This is a genomic window from Sphaerisporangium sp. NPDC004334 (genome assembly GCF_053602655.1).
Window position 1 is genome coordinate 255,692 of the sequence record NZ_JBSGDZ010000001.1, and the last position, 20,852, is coordinate 276,543.

Annotated in this window: 17 protein-coding genes and 1 pseudogene; 6 read left to right on the forward strand and 12 right to left on the reverse strand. The window is 67.3% G+C overall.

Annotated elements, in window-relative coordinates:
- Nucleotides 1–546 precede the first annotated feature (546 nt).
- Both ACWEN6_RS01090 and ACWEN6_RS01095 read left to right on the forward strand, forming a co-directional pair.
- The gene (locus ACWEN6_RS01090; protein ID WP_452568347.1) at nucleotides 547–2,994 is read left to right on the forward strand and encodes a glycoside hydrolase family 2 protein; all 2,448 of its coding nucleotides are present in this window, start codon (nucleotides 547–549) and stop codon (nucleotides 2,992–2,994) included.
- 31 nt (nucleotides 2,995–3,025) lie between these two features.
- Complete coding sequence (locus ACWEN6_RS01095) at nucleotides 3,026–5,080, forward strand: alpha-galactosidase (protein ID WP_452568348.1); 2,055 nt, start codon at nucleotides 3,026–3,028, stop codon at nucleotides 5,078–5,080.
- 118 nt (nucleotides 5,081–5,198) lie between these two features.
- Here the strand turns inward: ACWEN6_RS01095 and ACWEN6_RS01100 are convergent, their stop codons facing one another.
- The 7 genes and pseudogenes from ACWEN6_RS01100 to ACWEN6_RS01130 form a co-directional block, all read right to left on the reverse strand.
- On the reverse strand, nucleotides 5,199–6,041 hold the full coding sequence (locus ACWEN6_RS01100) for a substrate-binding domain-containing protein (RefSeq protein WP_452568519.1): 843 nt from the start codon (nucleotides 6,039–6,041) through the stop codon (nucleotides 5,199–5,201).
- A 36-nt stretch (nucleotides 6,042–6,077) separates the two neighbouring features.
- Nucleotides 6,078–6,257 (reverse strand): annotated as a pseudogene (locus tag ACWEN6_RS01105) (LacI family DNA-binding transcriptional regulator); the annotation flags it as partial.
- Nucleotides 6,258–6,390: 133 nt separating this feature from the next.
- A complete protein-coding gene (locus ACWEN6_RS01110) occupies nucleotides 6,391–7,221 on the reverse strand; it encodes a substrate-binding domain-containing protein (RefSeq protein ID WP_452568349.1) in 831 nt (276 codons plus the stop codon).
- Between the two features lie 151 nt (nucleotides 7,222–7,372).
- Nucleotides 7,373–8,710 carry an ABC transporter substrate-binding protein gene (locus tag ACWEN6_RS01115; protein ID WP_452568350.1) on the reverse strand — a complete coding sequence of 446 codons (1,338 nt, stop codon included), beginning with the start codon at nucleotides 8,708–8,710 and terminating at the stop codon, nucleotides 7,373–7,375.
- Between the two features lie 32 nt (nucleotides 8,711–8,742).
- Nucleotides 8,743–9,690, reverse strand: coding sequence for a carbohydrate ABC transporter permease (locus ACWEN6_RS01120; protein ID WP_452568351.1), 948 nt, complete (start codon nucleotides 9,688–9,690; stop codon nucleotides 8,743–8,745).
- An 11-nt stretch (nucleotides 9,691–9,701) separates the two neighbouring features.
- On the reverse strand, nucleotides 9,702–10,622 hold the full coding sequence (locus tag ACWEN6_RS01125) for a carbohydrate ABC transporter permease (protein WP_452568352.1): 921 nt from the start codon (nucleotides 10,620–10,622) through the stop codon (nucleotides 9,702–9,704).
- 48 nt (nucleotides 10,623–10,670) lie between these two features.
- Nucleotides 10,671–11,795, reverse strand: a complete 1,125-nt coding sequence (locus tag ACWEN6_RS01130; protein WP_452568353.1) for an ROK family transcriptional regulator — start codon at nucleotides 11,793–11,795, stop codon at nucleotides 10,671–10,673.
- A gap of 166 nt (nucleotides 11,796–11,961) precedes the next feature.
- On the opposite strand from ACWEN6_RS01130, the gene ACWEN6_RS01135 reads away from it, so the two are divergent.
- Nucleotides 11,962–14,172 (forward strand): alpha-galactosidase, encoded by a 2,211-nt coding sequence (locus ACWEN6_RS01135; protein WP_452568354.1) that lies wholly within the window; start codon nucleotides 11,962–11,964, stop codon nucleotides 14,170–14,172.
- 337 nt (nucleotides 14,173–14,509) lie between these two features.
- Entirely contained in the window at nucleotides 14,510–15,877 is a 1,368-nt protein-coding gene (locus ACWEN6_RS01140; RefSeq protein WP_452568355.1) for a glycosyl hydrolase, read from the forward strand.
- Between the two features lie 380 nt (nucleotides 15,878–16,257).
- On the opposite strand, the gene ACWEN6_RS01145 is transcribed toward ACWEN6_RS01140, so the two are convergent.
- The 5 genes from ACWEN6_RS01145 to ACWEN6_RS01165 all read right to left on the reverse strand — a co-directional run bounded on the left by ACWEN6_RS01145 (nucleotide 16,258) and on the right by ACWEN6_RS01165 (nucleotide 19,467).
- Nucleotides 16,258–16,767 carry a helix-turn-helix domain-containing protein gene (locus ACWEN6_RS01145; RefSeq protein ID WP_452568356.1) on the reverse strand — a complete coding sequence of 170 codons (510 nt, stop codon included), beginning with the start codon at nucleotides 16,765–16,767 and terminating at the stop codon, nucleotides 16,258–16,260.
- Between the two features lie 26 nt (nucleotides 16,768–16,793).
- Nucleotides 16,794–17,189 (reverse strand): C40 family peptidase, encoded by a 396-nt coding sequence (locus tag ACWEN6_RS01150; protein ID WP_452568357.1) that lies wholly within the window; start codon nucleotides 17,187–17,189, stop codon nucleotides 16,794–16,796.
- Nucleotides 17,190–17,795: 606 nt separating this feature from the next.
- Nucleotides 17,796–18,293, reverse strand: coding sequence for a DUF6545 domain-containing protein (locus tag ACWEN6_RS01155; protein WP_452568358.1), 498 nt, complete (start codon nucleotides 18,291–18,293; stop codon nucleotides 17,796–17,798).
- A gap of 58 nt (nucleotides 18,294–18,351) precedes the next feature.
- Complete coding sequence (locus tag ACWEN6_RS01160; protein WP_452568359.1) at nucleotides 18,352–18,822, reverse strand: hypothetical protein; 471 nt, start codon at nucleotides 18,820–18,822, stop codon at nucleotides 18,352–18,354.
- Nucleotides 18,823–19,035: 213 nt separating this feature from the next.
- Nucleotides 19,036–19,467: a helix-turn-helix domain-containing protein gene (locus tag ACWEN6_RS01165; protein WP_452568360.1), complete on the reverse strand. Its 432-nt coding sequence runs from the start codon at nucleotides 19,465–19,467 to the stop codon at nucleotides 19,036–19,038.
- A gap of 260 nt (nucleotides 19,468–19,727) precedes the next feature.
- Here ACWEN6_RS01165 and ACWEN6_RS01170 point away from each other — a divergent pair, with 260 nt between their 5' ends.
- Nucleotides 19,728–20,051: a hypothetical protein gene (locus tag ACWEN6_RS01170; protein ID WP_452568361.1), complete on the forward strand. Its 324-nt coding sequence runs from the start codon at nucleotides 19,728–19,730 to the stop codon at nucleotides 20,049–20,051.
- 18 nt (nucleotides 20,052–20,069) lie between these two features.
- Nucleotides 20,070–20,819, forward strand: a complete 750-nt coding sequence (locus ACWEN6_RS01175) for a hypothetical protein (protein ID WP_452568362.1) — start codon at nucleotides 20,070–20,072, stop codon at nucleotides 20,817–20,819.
- Nucleotides 20,820–20,852: the final 33 nt, after the last annotated feature.

The following is a 20,852-nucleotide window of genomic DNA, read 5'->3' on the forward strand; positions in this document are numbered from 1 at the left end:
ACCAGAGGCTTGGAGGATCCCGCCGGGCCCCCGGCTCCGGACGACGCTCCGGCCGCCTGTCCCGGTGCACCTCCGGAGGAGGAGCAACCGGCGACGACTATGACGGTGGCGAGTCCAGCGGCTACTCGGGTGAACGCGTATGAGGTCTTCATGGACATAGCAGATGGTCCTCTCAAACGATGTTGAGCATTGTTAATTCAGCGACTTAAGTAAGTCAATGGTCGTGGAACTTTCAGAGCGGCCGGTAGGCCCGATGCGCGGCTCCTTGCGGGTCGCACCGAGCTCGCCCGCCCACCGTGGCGGGCGAGCCGACTCCGTCGTCCGCCAAGTGATCCAGCGGACGGAACCGGTGCCCCTGAGCCGGGCTACTCGCCTGCCGGAGAGGCTCGACGCCGAACCCGCCGCGCGGCTTCCCGGCCCCGCTTCTCGCGGGCGTCGCCGTGTCCGGCGGCACTCCTCTCCCAGGAGACTCTTGACTAACTTCAGTAACTTACCTAAGAAAGAGGTCTGAGATCGTTGTGCTGGGCGCCGGGGAGAAGAGGGCGAATGATCCGCGAGACGTTGCAGGAAGAGTGGCACCTGCGGGCGGCCGGAGTGGCCATCCCGGATGCCGTCGCCGGTCGCGACATCCCGGCGCGGGTGCCAGGCGGCTCGCACCTCGACCTCATGGCGGCGGGCCTCATCCCAGACCCGTACCTGGACCGCAACGAAGCCGAACTGGCATGGATGCACCGCGCCGACTGGACGTACACGACGACCTTCCAGGCGCGGGCCGTGCGGCCTGGGGAGCGGGTGGACCTGGTATTCGACGGCATCGACACGGTCGCGACGGTCGGCCTCAACGGCACGCTTCTCGGCCACACCGCCAACATGCACCGCGGACATCGCTTCGACGTGGGCGAGATCCTGCGGGACGGGGCGAACGAACTCGTGGTGACGATCTCCTCCGCCCTGAACCATGCCGAGCAGATGGAAGAGACCCTGGGTCCGCGCAAGCGCGCATACCCGCACCCCTACAACGCCATCCGGAAGATGGCCTGCTCATTCGGCTGGGACTGGGGTCCCGACCTGCAGACCGCCGGCATCTGGAAGCCGGTACGGCTGGAGCGCTGGAGCACTGCCCGGCTCTCCCACGTACGCCCCCTGGTGACCGTGGACCCGGATGGCACCGGCCGCGTCGAGGTACATGTGGAACTCGACCATGCCCGCGACGGCGACTACGGCATCGCGGTCAACGTGGGAGACCACTGCGAGCAGGTTCCCGTGTCCGGTGGCGCGGCCACGGTCACCGTCCTGGCACCACAGGTGCGGTTGTGGTGGCCGGTCGGCTACGGTGACCAGCCGTTGTACGACCTGACGGTCACGCTCCTCCATGAAGACCGGCCGGTGGACGTCGTGCGGCGCCGCGTCGGCTTCCGCACGATCGCTCTTGAGACCGAGCCCGACCACATCGGCAGCGGGTTCACCTTCGTCGTCAACGGCAGGCCCGTCTTCGCCAAGGGCGCCAACTGGATTCCCGACGACCACTTCCTCACCCGCGTCGACCGTGAGCGGATCACCCGCAGGGTCGATCAGGCCGTGGCCGCGAACATGAACATGCTGCGCGTCTGGGGCGGCGGCATCTACGAGAGCGACGACTTCTACGACGTCTGCGACGAGCGAGGCGTGCTCGTGTGGCAGGACTTCCCCTTCGCCTGCGCCTTCTACGCCGAGGAGGAGCCGCTGCGGAGCGAGGTCGAGGCCGAGGCGCGCGAAAACGTCACCCGCCTGGTCTCCCATCCCTCGCTGGCGCTGTGGAACGGCAACAACGAGAATCAGGAAGCCTTCGCGGAGTGGCCCGGCTGGCGCGACACGCTGCAGGGGCGCACATGGGGGCTCGGTTACTACACCGATCTGCTGCCGGGAATCGTGGCCGAACTCGATCCCACCAGGCCCTACTCGCCCGGCAGCCCTTACAGCCCCGACGGCCTGCCGCCGAATGGCGACGACCACGGCACCAGGCACGAATGGGCCGTCTGGAACGCGGTCGACTACACGCACTACCGCGACCGCATCCCGCGCTTCTGCGCCGAATTCGGCTTCCAGGGGCCGCCCACCTGGCGCACCCTGACCCGGTGGATCCACGACGAGCCGATGACGCCGACCGCCCCGGGATTCCTGCTCCATCAAAAGGCCGAGAACGGGAATCTCAAGCTCGACCGGGGGATGGAGCCGCACCTGTCCGTCCCAACCTCCTTCGAGGACTGGCACTGGGCGGCACAGCTCAACCAGGCTCGGGCCGTCGCGTTCGGCATCGAGCACTTCCGCTCCTGGTGGCCGCGCACGGCCGGGGCACTGGTGTGGCAGCTCAACGACTGCTGGCCGGTCACATCCTGGGCGGCCGTGGACGGCGACGAACGGCCCAAGCCCCTCTACTACGCCCTTGCGCACGCCTTCGCACCCCGGCTGCTCACCGTCCAGCCAAGGGACGGCCGGACCGTTCTGATCGCCGTCAACGACCAGGACGAGACCTGGACGGGGACGGTGGTCGCGAGCCGGCAAACGTTCGCCGGGAACGTGCTGGCCACCGCCGATCTGGCCCTCGCCGTGCCACCGCGGTCGGTGGCGTCGGTCGAACTGCCCGAAGACCTGCTCGAACCGGCCGACGCCAAGCGAGAGGTGCTGGTGATGGCCGTCGGCGCCGTCGGTGTCTGTCACCTGTTCGCGGAGGATCGAGACGTGGCGTACGAGCCCGCATCGCTCACCACGACCGTCGAAAGGACGCCCGGCGGCTATCGGGTCGAGGTGCGGGCCGTGTCCTTCACGCGCGATATCGCACTGCTGGCCGACAAGGTCGCCTCCGACGCGGTGGTGGACGACATGCTGGTCTCACTGCCGGCCGGACGATCACACACATTCCACGTACGAACCTCCGCTGTGCTCGACGACCCCTCCTCCCTCGCCGCTCCCGGCGTGCTGTGCAGCGCCAACGTGCTGACGACGACGGGGCCGTGAGCGCCGGCACTACCACTGGCCTGGAGCTTTAATGATCGTTTTGTTCGCGGGCGACGTCGGCGTCGTCCTCGACCTCGGCGGCCCGCACCTGGCGCGCGTGTTGTACTGGGGTGCCTGCCCGGGACCGCTCACCTGGCTTCCGCCGGTGCCCGGTCAGGATGTGGTGCCGAGCCAAGGCGACGGCTGGTTCGGCCGACCGATCCTGTCCGGGAAACACGACGGCGGTTGGCGGCCTCCCCGGTTCACCCTGGCCGAGGCCGCCACCGTGAACGGAAACCGTGTCGAGGCCCTTGCCACCGACCCCGATGGTGGGCTGGACCTGGCCACCGAGATCGAGTTGACGCCCCAGGGTGTGCTACGGATGCGGCACACGCTCGTCAACACCGCCACCTCGCCGTACGCGCTGGACCGCCTGGCCTGCCTGATGCCGCTGCCCGCACAGGCCGGGGAGGTGCTGGACTTCGCCGGCCGCTGGGCCAGGGAGCGGTCCCCGCAGCGGGCGCCGCTGCGGCAAGGCGCCTGGTCACGAGAGAACCGCCGCGGTCGGACGTGGTTCGACGCCGGCCCGCTCGTCGTCGGCACTCCGGGGTTCGGGTTCCGGACCGGCGAAGTGTGGGCGGTGCACGTCGCCTGGAGCGGCAACCATGTCCAGTACGTCGAGCGGCTCCCAGAGGGGGATGGCGTGCTGGTCGCCGGCGAGCTGCTCGAACCCGGTGAGGTACGACTCGGCCAGGGGGAGTCGTACAGCACGCCGTGGGTGTACTTCGTCACCTCCGACGCCGGTCTAGACGGCCTGAGCCGCCGGTTCCACGCCATGGTGCGCGCCCGGGCGACTCATCCGAGGTCGGCGCGTCCGGTGACGATGAACACCTGGGAGGCGGTCTACTTCGACCACCGCGAGGACCGCCTGCTCGCGCTCGCCGACACCGCGGCGGAGGTGGGTGCCGAACGGTTCGTCGTCGACGACGGCTGGTTCCGCCACCGCAGGAGCGACGACGCGGGGCTCGGTGACTGGTATGTGGACGAGACCGTCTGGCCGAACGGCCTGCACAAACTGGTCCAGCGGGTGCGCGAGCACGGCATGCAGTTCGGGCTGTGGCTCGAGCCCGAGATGGCCAACCCCGACTCCGACCTGGTCCGTGCCCACCCGGACTGGCTGCTGGCCGACTCGCAGCGTCGGCCGCTGCCCCGGCGCGGCCAGCACACTCTCGACCTGGCGCGCCCCGAAGTGTACGCCTACCTGCTGGAACGGATCAGCGGCCTGGTGGTCGAGTACGGAATCGACTACATCAAGTGGGATCACAACCGTGACCTGGCCGAGCCCGTGCACGAAGGCGTGCCCGGCAGTCATGCGCAGACCGAGGCCGTCTACCGGCTGCTGGACGATCTGCGCGTCCGGTTCCCCATCCTGGAGATCGAGTCGTGCTCCTCCGGCGGCGGCCGAGCCGACCTCGGCATCCTGGAACGCACCGATCGCGTCTGGGGTTCGGACAATCTCGACCCCGTCGAACGGCAGCACATCCAGCGCTGGACCAGCCTGCTGCTGCCGTACGAGTTGATCGGCTCGCACGTCGGCTCCTCCGCGTCCCACCTCACGGGGCGCGTCGCCACGCTCGGTTTCCGAGCAGCCACCGCTTTGTTCGGACATGCCGGTATCGAAGCCGACATCACCGCATGGCCCCCTGCCGAGCGGGCGGCGCTGGCCGAGTGGATCGCCCTGTACAAGGAACTGCGCCCGCTGTTGCACACCGGTGAGGCGGTGAGGGCCGACCACCCCGACCCCGCCGCGTGGGTCCACGGCGTCGTCGCCCTCGACCGGAGCCGGGCCGTGTACGCCTACGTGCAGTTGGAGACCAGCGTCGGAGAACGGACGGCACCGATGCGGCTGCCTGGCCTCGACCCCGGCGCGGAGTACGTCGTCGAGGCCATCCCCGGCCAGGTGTCCGGACCGGCCGACCGTCACCCCGACTGGGCGTCTGGTGAGACGCGCCTCACCGGTCGCGCCCTCGCCGCCGTCGGCCTGCCCGCCCCGCGGTTCGCCGACAGACCAGGCACCGCCTTCCTGTTCCTCTGCCTCCGCGTCTGAGCCGCGAGGGCGGGCGAGGAGGTCCGAGCAGGAAGGTCACCGTGTGGTGTCGTGGGCGAGCGGACAGATGCCGTCCCTGCCGATGGACGCCGGGAGGGTGGCGCGGCACGCCCCCGCTTCACCTGGCCTGCGCGGTCGACGCGCGGACGATCAGGTGCGGCTGGAAGCAGACCGTCCTGTGAAGATGCCCCGGCTCGGCCTCCTCGAGCAGTAGCTCCGCCGCGGTGCATCCGAGGAGGTAGCTGGGCTGGCGAATCGTGGTGAGAGCCGGGGTGAGACGCGAGGCGAAGGCGATGTCGTCGTACCCGACGACCGATATCTCGTCGGGTACGCGAACGCCCTGGCGATCCAGCCCCTGCAGGACACCCAGGGCCGCCATGTCGTTCATGCAGACGATCGCGGTCGCCGGGTCCCGCATCGCCAGGAGCATGTTCATCGCCGCGTCGGCGGCCTCCACGAGGTTGGGCGGGTGCACATTGAGGTCGATGAGGTTCCGTTCGGGGTCCAGCCCCGCGTTCTGCATGGCCTCGCGCACACCCTCGCGGCGTTCTCTCACCGCTCTGACCATGATGGGGGAGCTGCCGAGGAAGGCGATCCGCCGGTGGCCCAGCCCCAGGAGATGCTCGCCGGCCAGGAGGCCCCCCGTATGGTGATCGACGGTGACGGCGCACAGGTCGGCCTGGCGAGGAGGATGGTCGAACAGGACGACGGGAGTGCCGCGCTCGCTGATCTCCGCCAGCCGGGTCACGTCGTCGTGCACGGGGGAGATGACGATGCCACGAACGCCCTGCTCCTGCAGCCACGTCAGTGTCCGGCTCTCCTTGTCCTGCTCCAGGCCGCTGGCGCACAACAGCATCATGCAGTCGTCTTCGGCCAGGCGGTCCTCGGTCCCGCGGTTGATCTCGGCGTAGAACGGGTTGGCGATGTCCACGACGATCACGCCGACCAGACGGCTGGGCACCCCGCGAAGTTGGCGGGCGGAACCATTGCGAACGAAACCGACCCGTTTCATGGCCTCCTCCACTCGCATACGAGTTGAGGGGGCCACGATTTCGGGTCTGTTGAGGACATTGGCGACCGTGGTCACCGAAACGCCTGCCTCCTGCGCGACCGCACGCATACCTCGCCCAGAAGACGCAGCACCTTTCGCCACACGTCCCACAATAGCCGTCGGCATCCAGACCGAGTGCCGGCGGACGGCCAGGGCGGCCGTCTGATCGCATGCCGTCCTCTCGCCACACCACCCCGCCCCTCGCGCGGCGGGTGCGGGGCGTCGATCCTCCGGGTCACGACGGCCTGAAGGCGACCTGTCATCCGGCCTTCGCGGTCGATGCGCGGACCATCAGTTGTGGCCGAAAGCGAGCCGTTCTGTGCTGATGCCCCGGCTTGGCCTCGTCGAGCAGGAGCTCTGCCGCCGCGCGTCCCAGTTGATGCGTGGGCTGGTGGATTGTGGTGAGGGCCGGAGTGAGATGGGAGGCGAAGGTGATGTCGTCGTAGCCGATGACCGATATCTCCTCAGGCACGTGAACGCCGTGGCGGTCGAGCCCCCGTAACACCCCGAGGGCCGTCATGTCGTTCATGCAGGCGATCGCCGTCACCGGATCCTTCATCGTCACGATCGTGTTCATCGCGGCGTCGGCGGCCTCGACGAGGTTGGGAGCGGGCACCCTGATGTCGACGAGGTCGCGTTCGGGGTCCAGTCCCGCGGCCCGCACGGCTTCGCGCAGACCCTGGCGGCGCTCCTTCACCGCCGTCACCGTGACCGGAGAGGGGCCGAGGAACGCGATCCGCCGATGGCCCAGCCGCAGGAGATGCTCCCCGGCCAGGATGCCTCCCGCTCGGTGATCGACGCTGACCGCGCACAGGTCCGCCTGACCCGGCAGACGGTCGAGCAGGACCACGGGAGTGCCACGTCGGCTGATCTCCTGCAGCCGGGTCAGGTCGTCGCGGACGGGGGAGATGAGGATGCCGCGAACCCCCTGTTCCTGCAGCCATGTCAGCATCTGGGTCTCCCGGTCGGCCTTGAGACCGATGCCGCACATCAGCATCATGCAGTGGACTTCGGCCAGACGGTCCTCGGTGACCCGATTGACCTCGGCGTAGAAGGGGCTGGCGATATCGGTGACGATCGCGGCGACCACGCAGCCGGATACCCCGTGTTGCCGTCGGGCCGACCTGTCGTCAGCGAATCTCAGCTGTTTCATAGGTTCGGATTCCATTTCGCGGTAAGCCGGCCCGCGGCCACGGTGGTCGGCGCGCCCTGGACGGGAACACGCAAGGTCGCTGTCGGTGCTAGCGCAACAGCGCGTTCACCTTCTCGTTGGCCTGGTCGAGGGAGTCGACGGAAGCCTTGAAGGAGAAGATGGAGTCCATCGTCTCCGTCATGATCGCGGAGATGTCGGCCCAGTGGTCGGCGATGGGGGCGAGATGCGTGGTGCCCTGTTCGACGTGCATGGTGAAGGGATGGACGTCGATCCCCTGCTTGGCGAAGGCCTTCTCCGCCCGCGTTGTGGCGTCCTTGATGGCGGGGAAGATGACACCGTGATCGGCGACGATGTCGGTCTGGCAGGCGGGTGAGGCCAGGAACTTCACCCACGCCCACGCCGCCCCGGGGTCCTTGGTCGTCGCGGAGATGTTGTCCGCCAGGCCGTTGAACAGGCTCGCTCGCTTGCCGATGGGGCCGATGGGCACCGGGGCGATACCCGACTCGACTCCCTTGAGCGCCCAGTACGCCTTGGTGTTCCAGCTTCCCTCGGTCACCATCGCGTACTTGCCGGCGCCGTAGGCGTCCATCTGGGCGACGCCGGAGGTGGCGATCGCGAGTGAGGGCACGTATCCCTTATCGATCAAGGAGGTGAACCACTTGATGGTCTCCTTGAACTTGGGGTCGGCGTAGTTGAACCTCGTCGGCCAGGGGTTCTGGTCGGCGTAGTTCCAGCCGTCGCTCATCGCGTACATGCTCCACTCGGTCTGGCCGAATCCCGCCCCTGAGGCGTTCAGGCCCAATCCGTACGTCGCGACGTGCTTCTTGTCGAACCCCGGCTCGTCGCCCCTCTTGCCGTTGGCGTCCACGGTCAGATGGGCGATGAGCTTCTCGTAGGTGCCGCCGTCCCGGGGGTTCCACCGGAGGTTCTCCAGCTCTCCCGGTTCGACCCCCGCATCCTGGAGCTTGTTCTTGTTGTAGAGCAGGGCGACGGTGTCGAAGTCCTTGGGCAGTCCGTAGCGCTTGCCGTCCTTGGTGACCCAGAGATCGGCGAGGCCTTTCTGGTAGATCGAAAAGTCGATCTTGTCGCGGGCCACGAAGTCGTCGATCGGCAGCAGTTGCCCTTGAGCGGCGAACTGCGGGTAGTTGGACAAGTGGCTGATGAAGACGTCCGGGGCGGTTCCGGACACGAAGCTCGCGGTGAGCGTGCTCCAGTAGTCGTCCCACCCGTACTGGCTGATCTTGACGGTGTACTTGGGATTGGCTTTGTGGAAGGCGTCGGCGCAGGCCTGGTACTGCGGCTGCTGGTTGGCGTCCCACATCCAGTAGTTGACGGTAACGGGACCGGAGCCGGAGTCGCCGCCGGACTGACCGCATCCGGCCAGCAGGAGCGCCGTGATGGCGAGAACGGAGATGCGTCCCTTCATAACAGACCTCTTCATAGTGGGGGGTGGAGACGTCACTTGACGCCGGTGTAGCCGAGCGAGTCGATGACCCGGCGGCCGAGAATCGTGAAGATCGCGATGACGGGAAGGGCGGCGATGAGTGTCGCGGCCATCAGGCCCGCCCAGTCCGGGCTGCCCTGCGGCGTCTGGGAGCGGAAGATGCCGAGCGCCACCGTCAGGACCCGCACGCCCTCGTCCTTGCCGACCAGCAGGGGCCAGAAGTAGTCGTTCCACGCACCGATGTAGACCAGGACGGCCAGCGTGGTGATCGGCATCTTGGCCACCGGCAGTATGACCCGCAGGAAGATCTGTACGTGCCCGGCGCCGTCAAGGCGTGCCGCCTCATCCAGTTCGCGGTTGATGCCCAGGAAGAACTGCCGGAGGAAGAACACCGCGAACGGTGTCATCAGCAGCCCGGGCAGGACGATTCCCAGGTAGGTGTTGAGCAGCCCGAGATCCTTCATGAGGACGAAGTTCGGCAACGTGGTGAAGATCGGCGGGACCATGAGCGCACTGAGGAAGACCAGGAACACCGCGTCTCTCCCCGGCCAGCGCATCCGCGCGAACGCGTAGGCGGCCATGCTGCTGAAGAAGACCTGACCGATCGTGAGGGTCGTCGCGACGACCACGGAGTTGCGCAGATAGAGCCAGAAGTTCAGGGTCGCGCCCGTCCCGCCCTCGGCGATCGCCTCCGCAGGGGCCGACAGACCCAGCACTCGCTTGTACGCCCCGAGAGTGAAGTCGACGGGAAGCAGGTTCGCCGACCCGGCCGCCAACGCTCTGGTGTTGGACAACGATGTGCGCAGCATCCAGTAGAACGGGAACAGGGTCACGAGCATGACCAGGATCAGGACCGCCCAGGCGGCGGCCCGTCCCCAGCGCATCTTCGGCGGTGAGAATCGGGCGCCGGTCTTCGGGGAAGGGGAGTCCTCTGCGGCGCGTGTGTCTGCGAGGTCGAGCATTGCGCCTCCTCTCAAGCAAGGTCGGTCTCACCGGCGCGGGTAAGCCGGAGCTGGATGTAGGCGATCCCGACCAGCAGCACGAACAGCACCGAGGACAGGGCGGCGGCGTAACCGAAAGAGAAGCGGTTGAACGCCATGTCGAAGATGTAGTAGTAGATGACCCTCGTGGCGTTGATCGGCCCGCCGGACGTCGTCACGGCGACGGTGTCGAAGATCTGGAAGGATCCGATCACGGTCAGCACCAGGACGAGCGCCATGATGGGACGCAGCAGGGGAAGAGTGATGCGGACGAACATCTGCCGTTCCGACGCGCCGTCGATCGCGCCGGCCTCATAGACCGTGGGCGGGATCATCTGAAGCCCGGCGAAGATGAGCAGCGCCGTGTAGCCGAGGTGCCGCCAGGTGTTGACCAGGGCGATGGTCGGGATGGCCAGGTCCGGTTCGCCGAAGAAGGCGACGCGCTCCAGTCCCAGCCAGTCGAGCGCCTGGTTGACCACGCCGATCTGGAAGTCGAGCATCCAGAACCAGACCAGCGCGACGATCACGTTGGCGACCAGGAACGGCAACAGGATCACCCCTCGAACGACGAGGGACCTGGTGAGCCGGTGCAGGAGCACCGCGAGCAGCAGGGCCGCCACGGTCTGGACGCCGATGTTGATGACGACGTACTCGGCGGTGACCTTCATGGCGTTCCAGAACAGATGGTCGCCGAGCAGTCGTTCGTAGTTGTCCAGCCCGACGAACCGTGGCGGTGTGAAGACGTTGTAGGAGGTGAAGCCCAGATAGAGGCCACGGATCGCCGGCCATAGGTAGAAGAGCGCGAACCCGATCGCCGCCGGGAGAACGAACGCGACGGCAGGCACGAGGTCGCCGCGGCGCCGTGGCCGACCTGTCGGGTCGGCCGGGCGCACGGAGGGATGGGGGATGCTCAACCGGGTCCTCCTTGTTCCCCTTGCCGAGTACGGGCCGCTCGCGGGGGGTCAGCTGTGCAGAAGCAGGTGCTGCAGAGCGGAAACCGCCGCCCCGCGGGCCCACTCGGCGAAGGTGAAGGGCTTGACGGTCACCGGTACGGGGGTGGACGTCCAGTGGGTGTGCTCGGTGAGCGCCGCGTGCAGGGCATCGGCGCAAAGGGGATACATATGGACGGCCTCGCCGGACAGGATCACCAGTTCCGGGCCGATGATGTTGGCCACCGTGGCGATCACCTGTCCCAGGGCCCGGCCGGCGTCATCGAGGACCCGGCGGGCCACCGGCTGTCCCCGCCGGGCGAGTTCGAGGCAGTCGTCCAAGGTGAGATCGGGCCGGTCGAGTGTGATGGCCATCGTTCGGCGGATCGCCGTGGAGGTGGCGTAGGCGCGGGCGCAGCCACGGTGTCCGCGCTCGCACAGCGGGCCCCGGTCGTCTATCGCCAGGTGACCGATCATGCCGGTCGCGCCGGACCTGCCGGTGACGACCCGGCCTCCGAGGACGAGCCCGCAGCCGATTCCGGCGCCTACGGTGAGCAGGGCGAACGAGGAGCGTCCCACGCCCTCGCCGAACCACTGCTGAGCCGCGGTGAGGGCGCGCACGTCGTTGTCGATGACGGTGGGGATACCGACGGCCTCCTCCACGAGCTGGGCCAGCGGGACCTGGTTCCAGCCGAGGAAAGGGGATGTGCCCACCACTGGGTCGCCCGGCGTCGCGGTTCCGGCCAAACTGATGCCGACCCCCGCGACCTCCCGGTGGGCTCCGGTGAGACGCCGCACGACCTCGACGATCTGCTCCACGATGGTGTCGACACCGTGACCCGCCAGGGGCGTTGAGAACTGGTCCTGGATGACGGCGGACATGTCGGCGCGCACGGCGAACAACTCGTCGGCGGTCAGCTTGATCCCGATGAACGACAGCCGGGACGCGTCCACCTGGAGCGGCTGGGAGGGCCGGCCGACCCCCCTTTGACCGTCGCTCGACTGCTCCATCAGGTAGCCCGCGTCCAGCAACGGCTTGGCCACCTTCGTCAGCGCGGACGGAGACAGGTCAAGCCGCCGGGCCACCTCCGCCCGCGACATAGGGCCGTGGACCAGCAGCTCGACGAACACCGCGCGCGTGGCGTCGGTGATGCGCACGGGCTGTCCTGCGGGGTGTGAGAGCACGAGGCAATGGTTCGCCGCTTTTGTGCACCGTGTCAAGTAAATCTGCGCACATTGTCCTCTTCCAACGTATCAATCGATCTACTACCGTGCTTTTAGTTGAAGTGGTAGACAAATTAGGCGAGGTGCGTGGGCAGTGCCGGTGGACAGACTCGATGACGACGGAGGGTGGTGGGCGCTGACCACGCCCAACTCCATGTACGTGATCAGCGTGGAGGTCGACCCTGAGACGGGAGAGGCGGCACCGCTCCAGCGGTACTGGGGTCCCGCGCTCTCGCTGGAGGCGGCGCGACGGGTGGCGGGCATGAGCGGGGGGCCGGCGAACCCCGGGGGTGCCAGCAGGCACATCACCAGCTTCTCCCGTCCCGTCGAGATCGAGGAGCTGCTGCCGGTCGACGGCGGCTGCCGGTGGGGTGTGCCGTCCGCCCAGGTGGCCTTCGGGCAGGTGCGGTCGCTGGAGTTGCGGCTGGCCGGGGTGTCCGTCGCCACCGAGGCCACGGGAGAGCGGCTGGACATAGCGCTGGAAGACCGCTATTTTCCGTTCGAACTGGTGCTGTCCGTGCGCGTCCTCCACGACAGCGACGTCATCGAACGCTGGACGACCGTACGACACCAGGGAGAACCGGGCGACGCGCCCATCGATATCACCCGAATCGACTCCGGCAACTGGTTCGTGCCCGACTCGGCCGGCTACCGTTACAGCGGCGTCTTCGGCGCCTGGGCCGAGGAGTTCCAGCTGCAACGCGCGCCGCTGCCGATCGGGGAACTCACCTTCACCAGTCGGCAGGGCACGACAAGCCATCAGGCGAGCCCCTGGATCATGATCGACCCTGGTGAAGCGACCGAGGAGCATGGCCAGGTCTGGGGGGTGGCGCTCGCCTGGAGTGGCAGTTGGCGACTCACCGTCGCCCACCGTCCCGAAGGAGGCGCGGCGGTGTCCGCGGGATTCGGGCACGAGGGCGTGCGCTGGAGGCTCGACCCGGGCGATGAGATCACCACGCCTCCGGTCCTGGGCCTGTACACCGGAGGCGGGTTCGGCGCGGCCAGCCGGGCCTGGCATGATTACGCGCGCCGGCACATCCTGCCCGTACCACAGGAGCTGCGGCCGGTCCTCTACAACTCCTGGGAGGCCACCACCTTCGCCGTCTCCGAGGCCGGCCAGCTGTCACTTGCGAAGATCGCCGCCGCGCTCGGTGTGGAGCTGTTCGTCGTCGACGACGGCTGGTTCGGCAGCCGCGACGACGACACCCGCTCGCTCGGCGACTGGTGGCCTCACCCGGAACGTTTCCCAGACGGCCTGCGCGGGGTCTTCGACGGTATCCGGGGAGTCGGCATGAAGGCCGGCCTGTGGGTCGAGCCCGAGATGGTCAACGCCAACAGCGAGCTCTACCGCGCTCATCCGGAGTGGATCCTGCGCATGGACAACCGGCGCCGCGACGAGAAGCGCAGCCAGCTGGTCTTGAACTTCGCCCGTCCGGACGTCAGGGCCTGGGCCCTGGACTGGCTCGACCGCCTGGTCGGCGAGTTGGGTCTCGACTACCTCAAGTGGGACATGAACCGGCCCTTCACGCAGGCGGGGTGGCCGGAGGCGGGTCCGGCGCAGGACCGGTTGTGGATCGAGCACACGCGCAACGTCTACCGGGTGATGGGACTGCTGAGGGAGCGCCATCCCCATCTGCGGATCGAGTCCTGCTCCGGCGGTGGTGGGCGTGTCGACTTCGGGATCATGCGCCACACCGACGAGGTCTGGCCCTCCGACAACACCGACGCCCGGGACCGGCAGATCGTCCATCACGGGTTCTCCCAGGTCTATCCGGCCGGCACGATGTCCGCGTGGGTCACCGACTCCCCCAACCCGAACACCGGCCGGGCCACGCCGCTGCGATACAGGTTCCACGTGGCCATGTCGGGGGTCCTCGGCATCGGCGGCGACCTCACCACATGGTCGCAGCAGGACCTGGACGAAGCCGCCGAGCTCATCGATGCGTACAAGTCGGTTCGCCGGGTGATCCAGCAGGGCAGGCAGTACCGGCTGGCCGGCACACCCGGCCAGGAACGCTCCGCGGTCCAGTACATCCTGGACGACGAGGTGGTCGTACTGATCTACAACCCGTACGGCAACGTCAAGCGCGGCCCCCGATGGTTGCGCCTGGCCGGGCTGGACCCGGATGCGCTCTACGAGGTGGTGGACGCGGGCGGCACCGGCAACGGCCCGGGTCTTCTGCAGCGAGGCTCCCTTTGGCACGGGTCGGTCCTCATGGCCGTCGGCCTGCGGTCGGCGGCCTGGGAACCGATCGGTGCCGACTACCGCAGCGACATGGTCGTCCTTCGCAGGCAGCCCCGCCTCCGCTGACCGTAGACGGCGACCACCGCCGCCCCGCAGACGAGCCCGGAGCGGTGGTGGGTCGTCCCGTGCCGGCCTTTCGGCTCTCTTTCGGTCTCAGGTGAAATTTTCACCCATACCTGGCTTGCGGTTCCTTCTCATCAAGCGGCTGAGCTGAAGGTTCTGGAAGGCGACTCCCTTGGCCGATGGCCGGGCAATTGCTGCGGGGAGAATTGTAACGTCACAATCCAGGCATCGCCGTGATCACCGCGAGTCCAGCTCTTCACCGAGGAGTCTCATGACCCCCCCACCTGTCGATCCCGCCAGACGGCGGCGTGCGTCACGCCTGGCCGTCACCGTTTCACTCGTGGCGGCCCTGGTCGCCGCAGTGCTCGCCGTCCTGACGTCTCCGGCCATGGCGGCGCCGGCGCCTCTGGTCGGCGTCGGCTCGAACCGCTGCCTGGACGTCACCGGCAACAGCAACAGCAACGGCGCCCTCCTGCAGATCTGGGACTGCAACGGGCAGGCCAACCAGGCGTTCGAGTTCACCTCCGCGGGTGAGCTGCGCGTCTTCAACGGCGCCCGTTGCGTGGACGCCTACAACGGCCAGACCAGCCCGGGCACCAAGGTGGAGATCTGGGACTGCAACGGCGGCGCCAACCAGAAGTGGCGCCTCAATTCCGACGGCAGCGTCACCGGCGTCCAGTCCGGGCTGTGCCTCGACGTCGACAACCAAGGCACGGCGAACGGCACCGCCGTGAACCTGTGGAACTGCAACGGTCAGGCCAACCAGCGATGGACGCAGGGGGGCGGTAACCCGAACCCCACGCCCACCCCGACCGGCGGCCCGACCTGCAACGCCTCGCCCGTCGACCCCCAGGCCACCGCCCAGGCCCGCGGACTGCTCTGCTACCTGTACAGCCAGTACGGCAACCACATCATCTCGGGACAGCAGGAGACGAACGGCAGCGAGAACGAGTTCAACTTCATCTACAACAACACGGGCAAGGTCCCGGCGATCCGCGGGATGGACATGTGCGACCGTCCGAACTCCATCAACCGGGCCGCCGCCTGGTGGAACGCCGGAGGCATCCCGCTGTTCCGGTGGCATGTGGGCGCCCCCGCGACCAGTCGGTGCAACTACGGCGGCACGGCGTCCATCACGAGAACCCTGACTCCCGGCACAGCCGAGTACAACTCCTACATCGGTGAGCTCAACGAGGCCGCCGCCGCGCTGCTCCAACTGCAGTCCCAGAAGGTCGCCGTGCTGTGGGCGCCGTACCACGAAGCCGGCGGTACGTGGTTCTGGTGGAGCAAGGAAGGCGGCGCGCAGTACCAGCGCCTGTACAAGTTCCAGTTCGACTATTTCACCAAGACCAAGGGCGTGCACAACCTGGTATGGCTCATGCCGTACAACGGCTCCCCGGACGCCTCGTTCTACCCCGGCAGGGCGTACGTCGACGTGGGCGGCGCGGACACCTACGTGAACGACCACGGGCCGCTGACGTCGATGTTCAACACCACCAGGAACATCGTGGGCTCCACCATCCCGATCGCCCTGCACGAGAACGGCGCCATCCCCGACCCGGCCCAGCTCCAGTCCACCGGCACCCGCTGGGTGCTGTTCAACACCTGGAACAGCAACTGGATCACCGGCCAGGACACCAACTTCCTCAGGACGGTCTACAACAGCGGCTACGTCGTTACCCGCGACGAGGTGCCGAACCTGAGGTGACGATCGCTCCGCGCGACCCGGCACCCGCCGTCCACGACCCGGCGGCGATGCCAAGCGCTGTGACTTGCTGAGCCCGTTTCCGCCAGGCGCGCCACGGCGCGCCTGGCGCTTCCGTGAGACGGCGGGACGGAACGTCGCGGCTGGACGTCAGGTCACCGACCTGGCCCGCGACGTGGACATCAGCACTCAGACGATTTACACCAGGCGGCGGCAGGATCGCAACGACCGCGGCTCGGAGCCGGGGTTGACCAGCACGGAGAAAGTCGAGCTGGTCGTGGCCAAGCGGCGTATCGCCGAGTTGGAGACCGAGTTGCAGGCCACTCGCCGGGCGATCGAGCTGGTCCGCCAGGTGGTGCCCCCACAAGGCGGTTTGCGTGACTTCATTGTTCTACGGCGGGGAGGCCTTCGAGTGTTCGGGCGCGGTCGATCATGTCTTGGATGGTTTTCAAGGTCTCGTCGGACAAGCCGGCGGCGCGCAGGGCGACCTCTTTGACGGCGTCGTCCCTCAGTGCCAGGTCCACTTTGGTGGCGGGGGCGGTGGAATTATCCTCTTCGTCGTCGAAGAAGTACAGGACCGAGACGCCGAAAAAGGCTGCGAGGGCGGCGAGGTGGCGTTTGGTGGGGTTGTCCTTGATCCCCTTGCGCAGCTGCCATACGTAGGCCTGTGAGATGACCTTCTCGCCGGCGGCGGCGTTGATCGCGTCAGCGACCTCGACGTTGGTGTAGAGCTTGCCGCCCTTGGGGTGGACCGTCTGGAACAGGTGCTCCAGACGACGGGCCAGAGGGCCGGGGTCAGAAGGCGTGGCGCTCATCGGTGGTCCCACTCCCTCGGGTGTGCGGTCGGTGACGCGGCGCCGGGTGCGCTCGGCGTAGACCGTGGTATTGATCAACGAGGATACGTATACGTGGGTATATCTTAGCTGCTGATGCGCGCGCCTGCGATGAAGGTCTGGTAGCGGTTGGTGCCTGGGGCCATGGAGTCGAAGCGGAGCTTGGCTCCGGTGAACGGCGCGTTGAAGAAGCGCTGCTCGCCGGCGTAGATGCCCACGTGTGATGGTGCGTCGCGGGTTCCTGAGCTTCCTGGCCAGAAGACCAGGTCGCCGACCTGGAGTTGGTCGTAGGGCACGTGTTGCCATCGGCGGTCGTGGAACTGCGTGGCGGCGGTGCGGGGAAGGAGCACCTTGCCGTTGGTCGCTTGGTACACCGCCCAGACGGTCAGGCCGGAGCAGTCGAAGCCCGGCTCGCCGCTGCCGTTGGAGTTCGTCCCCACCGTCGGGCCGTCCTGGTCGCCACCGCCGTACTGGTAGGCCATCCCGACCCACCTCTGCGCGTGCGCCAAGATCGCTCTGCCGAGATCCCCGGATGGGATCGGTGGGGGACAGGTGGGCGTCTCTGTGATGAGAGGGCCCGGCGTGCGGGAGGTGTCGAGCATTCCGCTGGTCGGCATCTCCGTAGGGGAGCGGATGGTGTCCTGACATGAGAGCTCAACGCCAAAGAGTGGCGAGTTCGTTGCTGTGCCGGAGGCCGAGCCGAGTGCGATGCCTAGAACCAGCGTGAGCGGTGCGCTGACGAACACGACCGCGGCGATGATGACCCTGCCGCTCACGAGCGGATCCGGGCACACGGAACAGAAGGGATGGCGGGCATATGGAAGTCCCTTGCGCATTCCGGGAGTCGAGCCAGGCGAGCTGGCGCTGTTTGCCATGGCAAACAGGTGGAAGGAACGGTACCGATGTCCCCGACGTGACGTCAACCATGGCGAACAACAAACGTCTGACTGCGGAGGTTATGTTTGCCGGCTTGGGGTTGCGGTCGGTCGGACGGCTTCAGCCTGGTGGTGTGGCGGCTGCTCTGACTGCTCTGGCAAGGTCGCGGCTACGAACGGGGCCGGAAGCTGTCGCGTGTGCTTCTTGAGCGCTCATCCCCGCCGTTTCGCTATCCGGTCGTTGAGCTCGTGCAGGACGATCTCGGCTGTCCGGGACCGGCGTGTGTGTTCGATGAGGCGAAGCCATCGGACCTCGCTTGGCAAGTCGCCGCCCCCATGAGCTGGTCTCGCGGTCGGAGTCGCAAAGGCCATGCCGTGATGCTTGGCGGTGACCGCGGCGGTGAGCCAGACGGCTGCGATGGCCGCGTCGAGCCGTTCTCCCGAAAGGCCTCGATCGGTCAGTGTGTCGCGGATCCACTGGTAGTCCTCGTCGGTGACATAGCCGCGCAGCGCCAGTCGGGCGTCGTGTATCTCGATGATGCGGCGCAGTAGGCGGACGCGGAGGTCGGCCAACCAGGCCAGATCGGTGAGTCGGCTGGGCGGGATGAAGAGGATGACCTGGGGGACGGCGCCGGTGAGGTGTCGCCACAGTGGGCGCAGGGCGTTGAGGCTCCGGTAGTCCCGTTGGGCGCGAAGGATGACGTTGATCAATGAGGTGGAGTCTTCGGCGAGACACACCGTGAGTCGGTCGAGGGCCGGTGCGCCACGGTCAGCCAGCCCAGCGAGAACGGGAACGGGTGCTGGTGGCTCGCTCCAAGATCAATGTGGAGAACAGCTCGGCCTGGAGCTCCTGGGCGGTGGGGGTGATGAGGCCGGTGTGCCGGCTCAACCAGTGGCGGACCTTCGCCGGATCGACGTCGGGGAGCATTTCGGCAAGGTCGGCCACGTCGGAGGGGTGACCGAGCAGCATGTGCGAGACCTCGTGCAGGATGATCGCGGCCTGGTGCAGAGGGCTGGTGTTCTGCTCGTAGTAGATGTGATCGGCGTGGTCGAAGCCGACCCACAGGCCGTAGGGGCAGGAGTCCGCAGTGGGGGTCATCGGGGCCGCTGTCAGGATCAGGGGTTTGCCGCGCGCCAGGGACACCGACGCGCAGAACGTGTTGATCTCGAAAGGGTGTGGAACCGTCAGCTCGCGCAGGCGTTCCCCGCACAGGACCCGAAAGCTCTTTCGCACGTTCACCCCGAACTTCCCCCGGCTCGGTGGAGAGGGTGGCCGACGGGATTGGACTCCACGGCACGATTGCGGGCAATCCACACTCTCCGAGTAATGGGAGAGTAAAGGAGATCGAGGGGGGTTCGCACCTGGTAAGCGCTTGCTTGCTGCGGAAATGCCGTGCCCAGCGAGGTTTCCGAGTTAAATAGATCTTCACGGTGCGCGGTTGCGGATGGGGGATCAGGCAGTCGGATCGTCGTCCGGCAGTCCTTCGATCTTCCTGGCTTGCTCGACCATGCTCAGCAGGGCCTGGAGGGTCTCGGGGGAGAGCCCCGAGGCTCGCAGGGCCAGCCGGCGCACGCCGTTGTCGCGGACCGCGTTGATCACTGCGAGCTGGTTGTCGGTGCGCTCGGCCACCTCGTCGTCGGTGAAGTAGGTCACGTCGACGCCGAAGAAGCGGGCGATGGCCGCCAGCCGCTCGTGGCTAGGGTTGGTCTTCTCGCCCGTGCGCAACTGGGACAGGTAGGCGGCGGAGATGACCCGCCTGCCCGCCTCGTCGTTGATCTCTTTGGCCGCCTCGCGCAGGGTGTAGGGTTTGCGCCCCTTCGGGTGGACCGTTCGGAACAGATGGTCGAGGCGCTGGGCGAGCATGCCGGGTTCGCTGTCGGTCATGTCGCCGTAGCCTCCGTCAGCTCACCATCGCAAGATCGGTATCCGACCCATCATGCAGTGTTTGCTGCAGCGGGGCAAACCGTCCATCTGCTCCTATCAGATGTTTGCCATGGTTGACAGAAGCTCGTCAAGCACCTTATAACCGTTCCAGGTGTTTGCTCAGCAAGCATCGCAGGTCAGATGCCCCTTCCGTTGCGATCGAGCCGCTCCCGTACGCGTACCGACGGGCGAGCGGGCCCTGTCCGCCCAAGGAGCCCGATATGTCCTTTTTGTTGTCCCTGTATGACGGCGTCCATACCGCTGTCCAGACTCTGGCGGCGGACATCGACAATCCCGCCCCCCAAGATCCGACCGCCGGCAGCAACGGCGTCACGCTTCTGCTGGCCTACGCCAAATGGGGAGCCCTGATCGCGTGCGCGGTCGCGGCCGTGGTCTCCGGTGGCTTGATGGCCGTCGGCGCTCTATCCAACCGGCCTGACCATGCCGACAAGGGCAAGCGCGCCCTGGTGTGGAGCTTGGGGGGTGTGGTCGTCACGGCGATCGCGATTCCCATGGTCAACACGGTCTTCGGTGCAGCTTCCTAGCGTGACGCGGAAGAGTTCATGAGCAACACCTTCTTGCGGCGTCGCTGTCCCGTTTTCTTCTACGTGCGGGTGGTCGTAGTGGGCTTGGTCACCTTCGTGGTCGTCGGTCTGGTCGTACAAACGGCTCTGACGCCAAGTGACCCCCCGGACCATCGGGTGCCCGCAGCCGGTGCCGAGCCTGGCTCGGTTGCCGGCATCGACCAGAACGGCAAGCCGGTCGATTTCGGCGGGCACCCGTCGCCCTTGCGACTCCTGACGGGGAAGCGGATGGTGCACGACGTCTCGGTGGGTTACCCGCACACGATGCTCGGTGCGATCTCCGCCGCAGTGCAGTACTGGGGCCAGATGGCCGCCACCCTCGACACGGCGCGCGCGGTGCAGATCGCCACCGTCATCGCCGATCCGGGATGGGAAACCGCCGTTGCCGAGCTGTCCCAGGGCCCGATCAACACGCGCAAGCGACTGGGGCTGCCTACCAGTGGACCGGCTCCGGACGGAGCTTCCGTGCTGCTCACGCCGGTGGCTTACCAGATACAGCAGATCAGGACTGACTCGGTGACGGTACTGCTGCTCGGCTATCTCCAAACGACGACGCCGGGTCAGGAGCCTCAGAACCGCATCGGGGTCTTTCCCTTGCAGATGAAGTGGACCGTCGGCGACTGGAAGGTCCCCGCACCGACGCTCGCAGCGGACTACTCAGGCCTTCAGGCCACGCCCGGGTCGGAGCAGGTGGCTGCCATGGGCTGGCTGCCACTGGCCTCGCAGTAACTCGCTTTCTGTATCGATCGTCACAGAGGAGGT